Annotated in this window: 8 protein-coding genes and 1 pseudogene; all 9 read left to right on the plus strand. The window is 72.4% G+C overall.

The window, feature by feature from the left end; all coding sequences use genetic code 11:
* A partial coding sequence (locus H0488_RS18830) for a UDP-N-acetylmuramoyl-tripeptide--D-alanyl-D-alanine ligase (protein ID WP_183100774.1) occupies positions 1-1,212 on the plus strand: 1,212 nt, incomplete at its 5' end.
* Between the two features lie 12 nt (positions 1,213-1,224).
* On the plus strand, positions 1,225-2,310 hold the full coding sequence (gene mraY, locus H0488_RS18835; RefSeq protein ID WP_183100775.1) for a phospho-N-acetylmuramoyl-pentapeptide-transferase: 1,086 nt from the start codon (positions 1,225-1,227) through the stop codon (positions 2,308-2,310).
* Positions 2,307-3,794 (plus strand): UDP-N-acetylmuramoyl-L-alanine--D-glutamate ligase, encoded by a 1,488-nt coding sequence (gene murD / locus H0488_RS18840; RefSeq protein ID WP_183100776.1) that lies wholly within the window; start codon positions 2,307-2,309, stop codon positions 3,792-3,794. Before mraY ends, murD begins: the two co-directional genes overlap by 4 nt.
* A 123-nt stretch (positions 3,795-3,917) precedes the next feature.
* Positions 3,918-5,069, plus strand: coding sequence for a putative lipid II flippase FtsW (gene ftsW, locus H0488_RS18845; RefSeq protein WP_183100777.1), 1,152 nt, complete (start codon positions 3,918-3,920; stop codon positions 5,067-5,069).
* A 10-nt stretch (positions 5,070-5,079) separates the two neighbouring features.
* A pseudogene (locus tag H0488_RS18850) lies at positions 5,080-6,182 on the plus strand (UDP-N-acetylglucosamine--N-acetylmuramyl-(pentapeptide) pyrophosphoryl-undecaprenol N-acetylglucosamine transferase).
* Between the two features lie 10 nt (positions 6,183-6,192).
* Positions 6,193-7,641, plus strand: coding sequence for a UDP-N-acetylmuramate--L-alanine ligase (gene murC, locus H0488_RS18855; RefSeq protein WP_183100778.1), 1,449 nt, complete (start codon positions 6,193-6,195; stop codon positions 7,639-7,641).
* Entirely contained in the window at positions 7,634-8,377 is a 744-nt protein-coding gene (locus H0488_RS18860) for a cell division protein FtsQ/DivIB (RefSeq protein ID WP_183100779.1), read from the plus strand. The genes murC and H0488_RS18860 overlap by 8 nt, the downstream gene beginning before the upstream one ends.
* 164 nt (positions 8,378-8,541) lie before the next feature.
* Complete coding sequence (gene ftsZ, locus H0488_RS18865; protein WP_183100780.1) at positions 8,542-9,717, plus strand: cell division protein FtsZ; 1,176 nt, start codon at positions 8,542-8,544, stop codon at positions 9,715-9,717.
* 38 nt (positions 9,718-9,755) lie between these two features.
* Positions 9,756-9,947: laccase domain-containing protein (locus H0488_RS23745; protein WP_512698543.1), on the plus strand; the 192-nt coding region annotated here is incomplete at its 3' end.

A 9,947-nucleotide genomic window follows, 5' to 3' on the forward strand; every position in this document is an offset into this window, starting at 1 on the left:
TCGCACGCCGTCCCCGGCAGCCGGCCGACGGACGCGCCGACGGTCGTGGCCGCGGACCCGGTCGTGGCGCTCGGCCGGCTCGCGCGGCACGTGGTCGACCGGACGCCCGCGACGGTCCTGGCGCTCACCGGGTCGCAGGGCAAGACCGGCACCAAGGACTACCTCGCGAGCGTGCTGAAGCGGCTGGCGGGCGACGAGCGGGTCGTCGCGACCGAGGGCAACGGCAACAACGAGATCGGGGTCCCGCTCACGGTGCTGCGCGCCGACGCCGGGACCTACTTCCTGGTGGTCGAGATGGGTGCCCGCGGCATCGGCCACATCTCCTACCTGTGCGAGGTCGCGCCGCCGCGGATCGCGGCCGTGCTCAACGTCGGCACGGCGCACGTCGGCGAGTTCGGGGGCCGCGAGCAGATCGCGCTCGCGAAGGGCGAGATCATCGAGGCGCTCCCGGCCGACGGGACGGCGGTCCTCAACGCCGACGACCCGCTGGTGGCCGCGATGGCGCCGCGCACGGCCGCGCGGGTGCTGACCTTCGGCCGCGGGGGCGAGCTGCGGTACGACGACCTCGAGCTCGACGCGTTGGGGCGCCCCTCGTTCACCCTGGTGCAGGGCGACCAGGCGTGCCCGGTCCAGCTGCTCCAGACCGGTGCCCACCAGGCGCAGAACGCCGCGGCTGCGGCCGCGATGGTCGTGGCCGCCGGGTTCCCGCTGGCCGACGTCGCCGCCGCCTTGTCCGAGGCGAGGGCCGCCTCCCGGTGGCGGATGGAGGTGCACGAGCGCACCGACGGCCTGGTCGTCGTCAACGACGCCTACAACGCCAACCCCGACTCGGTGCGCGCCGCCCTCGAGGCGCTGGTCGCCATCGGGCAGGCGGGCGGTCGCCGTACCCTCGCCGTGCTGGGACAGATGCTCGAGCTCGGCGACGAGCACGAGGCCGGGCACCGGGCGGTCGGGAGCGACGCGGTCCGGCTCGGCGTCGACGTGGTCGTGGTCGTGGGAGACGACGCAGCCGGGATCGCCGAGGAGATCTCGGACGTGATCGCCGGCGCCGGAGCCGGCCCGATCGTGATCAGGACCGAGGGGCGCGATCAGGCCCTCGCCTGGTTGCGGCAGAATGCCGCTCCGGAGGACGTGGTCCTCGTCAAGGCGTCCCGGGGGGCGGCGCTCGAATGGGTCGCCGAGGAGCTGCTCGGGGACACGAACAGTGCGTGAGAGGACGGCAGCGTGCTAGCGATCCTGCTCGGCGGGGGCATCGCCCTGCTGATCTCGTTGCTCGGCACCCGGGTCGCCATCCGCGTGTTCACCAAGTGGGGCTACGGCCAGGAGATCCGCGACGACGGCCCGACCAGCCACCACACCAAGCGCGGCACCCCGACCATGGGCGGCGTCGTCATCATCGGCGCGGTGGTCCTCGGCTACGCCGGAGCGAAGCTGCTCACCGCCGACGCGCCGAGCGCCTCGGCCCTCCTCCTGCTCTTCCTCTTCGTCGGGATGGGCCTGGTGGGCTTCCTCGACGACTTCATCAAGATCGTCAAGCAGCGCAGCCTGGGCCTGCGCAGCAAGGCGAAGATGGTCGGCCAGACCGTCATCGCCCTGGTGTTCGGTGTGCTCGCCCTCGCGCCGTGGCTCGAGGACGAGAACGGCCGCGCCCCGGCCTCGGAGAAGGTGTCGTTCCTCCGGGAGATCGAGTGGCTGACGCTGCCGATGGTCCTCGCCCTGCTCCTCGTGTGGCTGCTCGTCACCGGCTTCAGCAACGCGGTCAACCTGACCGACGGCCTCGACGGTCTCGCCGCCGGCGCCTGCGTGATGGTCTTCGGTGCCTACATGCTGGTGAACATCTGGCAGAACAACCAGTTCTGCCAGGAGGAGGCGGGCCCCAGCTGCTACAACGTCCGCGACCCGCTCGACCTCGCGATCATCGCCGCGGCCATCACCGGTGCCTGCTTCGGCTTCCTGTGGTGGAACGCCTCGCCCGCGCGGATCTTCATGGGCGACACCGGGTCGCTCTCGCTCGGCGGCGGCCTGGCGGGGTTCGCGATCCTCACCCGCACCGAGCTGCTCCTGGTGATCCTCGGCGGGCTGTTCGTGCTCATCACGGCGTCGGTGATGCTCCAGGTCGGCTGGTTCAAGACGACCAAGCGGTTCACCGGCGTCGGCAAGCGGGTCTTCCGGATGGCCCCGCTGCAGCACCACTTCGAGCTGCTCGGCTGGGAGCAGGTGACGATCGTGATCCGGTTCTGGATCATCACCGGCCTGTTCGTCGCCACCGGTCTGGGCGTCTTCTACGCCGAGTGGGTGGCCAGGCTTTGAGCAAGGTCGAATCGCTCGGCCGCAAGGACTCCTGGGAGGGCGTGCGCGCGGTCGTGGCGGGCTTCGGCACGAGCGGGTACGCCGCCGCCGACAACCTCACGCACCTCGGTGCATCGGTCACGGTGCTCGCCGACAACGCGACGGCCGCCCAGCTGGAGAAGGCGGAGCTGCTCGAGATCCTCGGCGCCACCGTGCACCTGCACGCCGGCGCGACCGACCGGCTGCCGGACGACGTCGACGTCGTGGTGACCTCACCGGGCTTCCGACCCGACGCGCCCCTGCTGACGCAGGCGGCTGAGCGCGGCGTCCCGGTGTGGGGCGAGGTCGAGCTGGCCTGGCGGCTGCGCGACCCGGACCACCCGGCCCCGTGGCTGTGCATCACGGGCACCAACGGCAAGACCACGACCGTGCAGATGCTGGACTCGATCCTCCGCGCGGCCGGCCTGCGCAGCGTGGCTGCCGGCAACGTCGGGCTGCCGCTGACCGAGGCCGTCATGGACCCCGAGCCGTACGACGTGATCGCGGTCGAGCTGTCGAGCTTCCAGCTGCACTACGTGGCGACGATGGCGGCCGAGTCGGCGGCCGTGCTCAACTTCGCCGAGGACCACCTGGACTGGTACGCCGGCGACACCGGCATGGACGACTACGCCCGCGACAAGGGACGGATCTACCAGGGCGTCGAGCGGGCGTGCGTCTACAACGTGGCGGACCCGACGACCGAGCGGCTGGTGCGCGAGGCCGACGTCGTGGAGGGCGCCCGCGCGATCGGGTTCACCCTCGGCGTCCCGTCGGTCGGCATGGTCGGCGTGGTGGAGGACCTCCTGGTCGACCGGGCGTTCATCGACCAGCGGCAGAGCAGCGCGGCCGAGCTGTGCGCGATCTCCGACCTCGCCTCGACGGCACCGCACTTCGTCGCGAACGCGCTGGCCGCTGCGGCGCTGGCCCGGGCGCACGGCATCAGCCAGTCCGCCGTACGCGACGGCTTGCGGGCGTTCCGTCCCGACGGCCACCGGATCGCCGTGGTCGCCGAGCACGAGGGCGTGACCTGGGTCGACGACTCGAAGGCCACCAACCCGCACGCCGCCCAGTCCTCGCTCGCCGCCTACGACCCCGTCGTGTGGGTGGCCGGGGGCCTGGCGAAGGGTGCGAGCTTCGACGAGCTCGTGCAGCAGGTCGGCGACCGGCTTCGCGCGGTCGTGCTGATCGGCCGCGACCGCGAAGTGATCGCCGCGGCGCTTGCGCGACACGCGCCGGATGTCCCGGTGATCGAGGTGACCGGCGGAGAGACTGGCCCGGTAGACGGGGCTGACCTGATGAGACTCGTCGTCGGGGCGGCGGCCCAGGCCGCTCGACCCGGGGACACGGTGCTCCTCGCACCGGGCTGTGCCTCGATGGACCAGTTCACCGACTACGCCGCGCGGGGCGACGCCTTCGCAGCAGCGGTCCGGGCGGCGATCGACGAGGGCTGGACGAACCAGGGCTGAAGGAAGCCGTGACGGAAGGGGGTCGCCATCACCGCCGCGCTCCCCGATTCCCGTGAGGCCCCCCGGCTTCCGCGACTCCGGCTGGTCACGGGGTCCACGTGGCTGTCGGCCCTGCGCGACGCGATGGCCCGCCCCCTGACCAACTACTACCTGCTGCTCGGCTCGGTGGCGCTCCTGCTGACCATCGGCCTGCTGATGGTGCTGAGCTCCTCCAGCGTCGAGGCCTACGAGAAGTACGGCGACTCCTACGCCATCGTGAAGCGCCAGCTGCTGTGGGTCGCGATCGGGGTCCCGCTCGCCTTCGTCGCGTCCCGGGTGTCCCACAAGTGGGTCCGCCACCTCGCCTACGCTGCCTTCTCCGTCTCCCTCATCCTGCTGATCGCGACCGCGCGGTTCGGCGTCGAGGTCTACGGCAACAAGAACTGGCTGGCCCTCGGTCCGGTGCAGATCCAGGCGTCGGAGATCGCGAAGCTCTCGATCATCATCTGGGCCGCGCACATCTACGCCAACAAGGACCGCCGGCTCGGCAGCCTCCACCAGATGATGGTGCCCGTCGTCCCCGGCATGCTGCTCGCCACCGGCCTCGTGGTCGTCGGCCGCGACCTCGGCACCGCGCTGGTGTTCTTCGCGATCCTGGTCGGCATGCTCTGGGTCGTCGGCGCGCCGGCCCGGCTGTTCGTGCTGTGCCTCAGCGTGATCAGCGTGGTCGCGCTCGGGCTGGCCGCGACCTCGGCCGAGCGGCTCGAGCGGATCACGACGTTCGTCGATCCGTTCAAGGACTACCACGGCACCGGCTGGCAGCCCGCCCACGGCCTCTACGCGATGTCCAGCGGCGGCATCTTCGGTCAGGGCATCGGCGCCAGCCAGCAGAAGTGGGGCTCGCTGCCGGAGGCCCACACCGACTTCATCTTCGCCGTCCTCGGCGAGGAGCTCGGTCTCGTCGGCACGCTGCTCGTCGTCCTGCTGTTCCTCGCCATCGCCTACGCGACGCTGCGGATCGCCCGCGAGACCAAGGACCCGTTCGTCCGCTACTGCAGCTTCGGCATCGTGATCTGGCTGCTCGGCCAGATGATGATCAACGTCGGGATGGTGCTGGCGCTGCTCCCCGTCATCGGCATCCCGCTGCCCCTGGTGTCGTACGGCGGCTCGAGCCTGCTGCCGACCCTGATCGCGCTCGGCCTGGTGGTCGGCTTCGCGCGCCGCGAACCCGCAGCGGCGCGTGCTCTCGCGCAGCGGCGGCGCGCCCGCGCGACCGGACTGTCGGCACGTCGGTAGCCTTCGCCCAATGCGAGTCTTGTTGGCCGGCGGCGGTACGGCGGGGCACACGTCACCCCTGCTCGCGACCGCCGATGCACTCATGCGGCTCGACCCCGCGACCGAGATCACCTGCCTCGGCACCCCCCGCGGCCTGGAGAGCACCGTGGTCCCCGCAGCGGGCTACCGGCTCGAGCTGATCCCGCCGGTGCCGCTCCCGAGGCGCCCCGGCAAGGACCTGGCCCTGGTGCCGTCCCGCCTGCGCGGGGCGGTCAAGGCGACCCTCGAGGTGATCGACCGGACCCGTCCCGACGTCGTCGTCGGCTACGGCGGCTACGTCTCGATGCCGGCCTACCTCGCGGCCCGCCGTCGCAAGCTGCCCCTGGTGATCCACGAGCAGAACGCCCTGCCCGGGATCGCCAACAAGGTGGGCGCCCGGATCGCCGACCGGGTCGCGGTCAGTTTCCCCGACACCCCGCTCAAGAACGCCGAGTACGTCGGCCTCCCGATCCGGCGGATGATCTCGCAGCTGGACCGGGCTGCGCTCCGCGCCGAGGCCCGCGCCTTCTTCGGGCTCGACCCCGACCTCCCGACGCTCGTCGTGACGGGCGGCTCGTTGGGCGCGTGGAAGCTCAACCGCGCGATCACCCGGGCGTCCGCGGCGCTCGGTGCCGGCGGGGTCCAGGTGCTGCACGTCATCGGCGCGCGCGGCAAGGAGGACCCCGACTGGGTCGACCCGGTCGAGACCGGCACGCCGTACGTCGTCGTGCCGTTCGTGGAGCGGATGGACTACGCCCTCGCCGCCGCCGACCTGATGGTGTGTCGCGGCGGCGCCTCCAGCGTGGTCGAGGCCGCCGCCACCGGGGTCCCCGCGATCTTCGTGCCGCTCGCCCACGGCAACGGCGNGCCCACGGCAACGGCGAGCAGCTGTTGAACGCGCGCACCGTGGCCGACGCCGGCGGTGCGGTCGTCGTCGAGGAGCCCGACTTCTCCGCCGACTACGTCGCGTCGACGGTGCCGGCCCTGGCCGCGGACGGTGACCGGCTGCGCGCCATGAGCGAGGCCGCCTCCGGCCTGGTGCCCGCGGACGCCGACGACCGGCTGGCGCGGATCATCGCCGAGACGGCGCGATGAGGCCGGCCCGATGAGGATCCCGGTCCCGGACGTCATCCCGGCCGCCGAGCAGCTGGGCCGGGTGCACTTCGTCGGCATCGGCGGCGCCGGCCTCTCCGGCATCGCCCGGGTGATGGCGCGCCGCGGTGTCCCGGTCACGGGCAGCGACGACAACGACACGCCGTTCCTCGACCAGCTGCGCGAGCTCGACGTCCCCTGCCACCTCGGCTACGACGCAGCGCACGTCGGCGCCGCCGACACCGTGGTCGTGACGACGGCCGCGCGCGAGGACAACCCGGAGGTGCTCGAGGCGCGTCGGCGCGGGCTGACGGTGCTGCCGCGCTCGGCCGGCCTCAAGGCCGCGATGTCGGGTCAGCGGGTGCTCGCCGTCGCCGGCACCCACGGCAAGACCACCACCACCTCGCTGCTCACCGTCGCCCTGATCGCGGCCGGCGCCGACCCGTCGTACGCCGTCGGCGGGGTGCTCACGGCGACCGGCCGCAACGCCGATCTCGGCGCGGGTCCGTTCTTCGTCGCCGAGGCCGACGAGAGCGACGGCGCCTTCCTGGTCTACGACACCTTCGGGGCGATCGTGCTCAACGTCGAGGCCGACCACCTCGACGTCTGGGGCACCGAGGAGGCCTACGCCGCGGCGTTCGACGAGTTCGCCGACGGCATCGACCCGGCCGGCCCGCTCGTCGTCGGCATCGACAACCCGGGCGGGGCCAGGCTGGCGCAGCGGCTGCGTGACCGGGGCCGACCGGTCGTCACCGTCGGTGTCGACCAGGACGCGTCGCTGCGCGCCGTCGACATCGAGGTCGTCGACGGCGTCACGTCGTTCGCCGTGGTGCCCGGCGAGGAGCGGACCGGGGGAGACCCGCTGGCCCGGATCTCGCTGCAGATCCCCGGCCGGCACTACGTCCTGGACGCGCTGGCGGCGTTCGCCCTCGGCGTCGAGCTCGGCTACGACGCCGCCCGCCTCGCGGAGGGACTCGGCTCGTTCGTCGGCACCGGCCGCCGGATGGAGCTCAAGGGCGTGATCGGCTCGGGTGCCGACCAGGTGCGGGTCTACGACAGCTACGCCCACCACCCCAGCGAGATCAGCGGCGACCTCGAGGCCGCCCGGTCCGTCGCGGGCGCGGGCCGGCTGGTGGTCTGCTTCCAGCCGCACCTGGTGTCGCGCACCCGGATCTTCGGGACCGAGATGGGGGCTGCGCTCGGCGCGGCCGACGTGGTCCTCGTCCTGGACGTCTACGTGGCCCGGGAGGACCCTGATCCGACCGTGACCGGCGCGCTCGTCGCGGACGCCGTACCCCTGCCCGCGGAGCGGGTGCGGTTCGTCGCCGAGCGCGACCAGGCGCTGGACGCACTGCTCGGCGAGGTGCGTCCCGGCGACGTCGTGCTCACGCTGGGAGCGGGCGACGTGACGGCGCTGGCGCCGGTGCTGGTCGCGGCGCTCCGGGAGCGGACCGGTGCCTGACCGCTCGCCGCAGGACCGTAGCCGCCGCCGGTTCGCGCGGCGCCAGTGGGCGCGCCGCTGGTTGATCGTCCGCTACGTGCTGGTGGCCGTGCTGGCGGTCGGGGCCGTCGGCTTCGCCGTGTACGGCGTCTACTTCTCGCCGTGGTTGCGGGTCGAGGCCGCCGAGATCTCGGGCACGTCCCAGCTGTCGGAGGCCGAGGTGCTCGCGGCGGCGGAGCTGCCGATCGACGACCCGTTGGTCCGGGTCGACCTCGACGCGATCGAGGTGCGGATCAAGCGGCTGACCGCGGTCAGGTCCGTCGACGCGTCGCGGCAGTGGCCGCACGACGTCCGGATCGAGATCGAGGAGTGGCAGCCGCTGGCGGTCGTCGCAGAAGGCACCTCCTACTCGTTCCTCGCCGAGAGCGGCGACACCTTCACGTTCGAGCAGATGCCGAAGAGCCCACCGGGCGACCTGCCGCGGGTCGAGGTCGACTCCGGCGCCGACCGGCTGGCGCTCGAGGAGGCGGCCGCGGTCGTGGCCGCGCTGGACGAGGCCGTCTCCCGGCTCGTCGACCACCTCGAGGTCGAGACCGCCGACGACATCCGGCTCGAGCTGCGCGACGGCCGCCTGGTGCGATGGGGGAGTGCGGAGCAGTCCGACGACAAGGCCGAGGTGCTCCTCCACCTGCTCGACGCCCGGCCGGACGCACAGACCTACGACGTCAGCGTGCCGAGCCTGCCGGCGACGCAGTGACCGCTCCGCGGTCGGCCGGGTGATCTGACGGCCCTTCCTCCGGCGTGTCTCCCCAGCACGGGGCATCGCCGTACCTAGTGTCATCGACACCAAGAGGTTGACATAACTATAACCCTCAGGATGAGGGTAAGGGTTGCGGGTCAAGAGTCGAGAGGGGAAACGGCGTGGCTGCTGCACAGAACTACCTGGCCATCATCAAGGTCGTCGGCATCGGTGGCGGCGGGGTCAACGCCGTCAACCGGATGATCGAGGTCGGCCTCAAGGGGGTCGAGTTCATCGCGATCAACACCGACGCGCAGGCGCTGCTCATGAGCGACGCCGACGTCAAGCTCGACATCGGTCGCGAGCTCACTCGCGGTCTCGGTGCCGGCGCGAACCCCGACGTGGGCTCGCGCGCCGCCGAGGACCACGCGGAGGAGATCGAGGAGGTCCTCAAGGGGGCCGACATGGTCTTCGTCACCGCTGGCGAGGGCGGCGGCACCGGCACGGGCGGCGCCCCGGTCGTGGCGCGGATCGCCCGCTCGCTCGGCGCGCTGACCATCGGCGTCGTCACCCGGCCGTTCCAGTTCGAGGGCGCGCGCCGCAAGAAGGCCGCCGACGAGGGCATCGAGCGTCTCCGCGAGGAGGTCGACACCCTCATCGTGATCCCGAACGACCGACTGCTGCAGATCTCCGACCGCAACGTGTCGGTGATGGACGCGTTCCGCCAGGCCGACCAGGTGCTGCTGCAGGGCGTCTCCGGCATCACCGACCTGATCACCACCCCCGGCCTGATCAACGTCGACTTCGCCGACGTCAAGGCCGTCATGAGCAACGCCGGCTCCGCGCTGATGGGCATCGGCTCGGCCCGAGGCGAGGACCGCGCCATCCAGGCAGCGGAGATGGCGGTGAGCAGCCCGCTGCTCGAGGCCTCGATCGACGGTGCACACGGTGTGCTGCTCTCGGTCGCCGGCGGCTCCGACCTCGGCATCTTCGAGATCAGCCAGGCCGCGGGCATGGTGGCGGAGGCGGTGCACGCCGACGCCAACATCATCTTCGGCGCGATCATCGACGACGCCCTCGGTGACGAGGTCCGGATCACGGTGATCGCCGCCGGCTTCGACGGGGGCATCCCGAAGCGCCGCGAGTCCGGCACCGCATTGCGGCGTCCGGAGAAGACGCAGGAGGAGATGCGGGCCGCGGTCGCGTCCCGGCGCGAGTCGGAGCCGGCGCCCCGGGAGGCCCCGGCGACGCGCGAGACCCCGGCCGAGCAGCCGGCGGTGCCCGTCGGCGCTGCCCGACCTGCCGCGGCGCCCCTCGAGTTCGACGACGACCTCGACGTGCCGGACTTCCTGAAGTAGTCGGACGCCAGGAGCAAGCGAAGCGAGCGTCACCAAGGGTGTACTCCTTCCGCACGAGCATCGGCCCCGTCGAGCTGGCCTTCACCGACCGGCTCGGCGGGGTCAGCGCTGCGCCGTACGACGAGCTCGACCTGGCCCTCGAGGGGGACGACGCCGGCGGGGCCCGCGCCGAGAACCACCGGCTGCTGCTCGCCGACTTCGCCCCCGCCGACGAGCTGTGCGACCTGCAC

It is taken from the genome of Nocardioides pelophilus (assembly GCF_014180685.1).
Lineage (GTDB): Bacteria > Actinomycetota > Actinomycetes > Propionibacteriales > Nocardioidaceae > Nocardioides > Nocardioides pelophilus.